Origin of the sequence: Bradyrhizobium sp. STM 3809 (assembly GCF_000239795.1) — a bacterium.
Taxonomy (GTDB): Bacteria; Pseudomonadota; Alphaproteobacteria; order Rhizobiales; family Xanthobacteraceae; genus Bradyrhizobium.
The window spans coordinates 1-1148 of the sequence record NZ_CAFJ01000441.1 but is presented as its reverse complement, the minus strand read 5'-3'; the positions used below and the strand labels follow the sequence as shown (position 1 = coordinate 1148).

The following is a 1148-nucleotide window of genomic DNA, read 5'->3' as shown; positions in this document are numbered from 1 at the left end:
GCGGAACGGCGATCAGTGGCTTACTTTTCACCGGCCCGACCTCAACAGGTTGGAACGGGAGCTGAGGCGCCTGGAAATCATCTGCGGGGGCGGCGGGGGACGGGCGCTTCGCGTCGGGCCGTATGAGCCGGTCAACTCGCGGCCGCATCGGCCTTTCCGGTCTTACTGAGGGGCAGCACCGATGAATGACAAGACAGCATGGGTTCACCCGAACCCTGTGCAACGCGGCTTCGTCGTGTTGCCCGATGGCCACCAGATCAGCGTACGCGAGGCCAAGGCGAGGGGCCTAGAAATCGCGGCATGGCCCGAGAGCGCCAAGGCCGCTCGGCTCCATCCCCATGACCCCGACTTGGTCGTGACGGAGCGCGGCCAAGCACTCAACTGCAACACGGCGCGGGAGGCGGGGTTCTCCATCGTCACGGGCTTGGCTGAAGCCCCGCGGTCAGCGGAGTCCGCTTGGCGCTCTGCAATCGTCAGATCGCCCGAAGCACAAGGCCGCGCGGCTGCCGTCGCACAGCTCGTTTCCACCCAATCACCCGACGCCATGACGGTCGACCAAGCACGCTCAATGCTCCGCGGCCTTCCGCTCGAATGCGACGAACAGGTACAGACGCCCATGACTTCCAACACCAATGACCCGCGCGCCGCGCGCCTTGCGGAGATCACAGCAGCAGCACGCCAGTACAACGTACAGCGGGCCTATACTTCGAAGTCCGCGCCTATGCCTGCTGCCCGCGCGCCGGTCAACATTGAACCCGTTAAACTGCGGCGCCTGACCGAGATCAGGCTCACCGCCCTGCAGGCGAGGGGCGCCAATGCCGACGAGCAGAAGGCCCTCAGCTATGCCCTGCAAGTGCACGATCAGACGGGAGCGCCGCTGGCCGACACGTTCGCGCGGCTCAACGTCGATATCTCGAAGATCATCAAGTAAGGAGCCGGACAAGTGGCAAAAGAAACGACGTTCAAGCTTTCGTCCCCGCTCAAGACTCACGGCGGCGAAGTGACCGAGCTGACACTGAAGTCGCCGAAGGCGCGGCTGACGGTCAAGTACGGTGACCCCTTCGTGCTTCGACCCATGCGGAATGCGAAGGGCGAGACCGAAGGATGGGAATATATCTGGGATAACGAAGCAATGATGCACTTCGCAG

General features: G+C 63.6%; 2 protein-coding genes. Both read left to right on the top strand.

Features of this window, described 5'->3' with window-relative positions; translation table 11 throughout:
- The first annotated feature begins 181 nt into the window (after positions 1–181).
- Positions 182–931, top strand: a complete 750-nt coding sequence (locus BRAS3809_RS20655; protein ID WP_008963980.1) for a hypothetical protein — start codon at positions 182–184, stop codon at positions 929–931.
- Positions 932–943: 12 nt separating this feature from the next.
- On the top strand, positions 944–1148 hold a 205-nt coding region (locus BRAS3809_RS20650; RefSeq protein WP_035657297.1), incomplete at its 3' end, for a hypothetical protein.

What these genes read in the sequence shown, in the direction of transcription:
- BRAS3809_RS20655 (WP_008963980.1), top strand. Translation starts at nt 182, where the DNA reads ATGAATGACAAGACAGCATGGGTTCACCCGAACCCTGTGCAACGCGGC.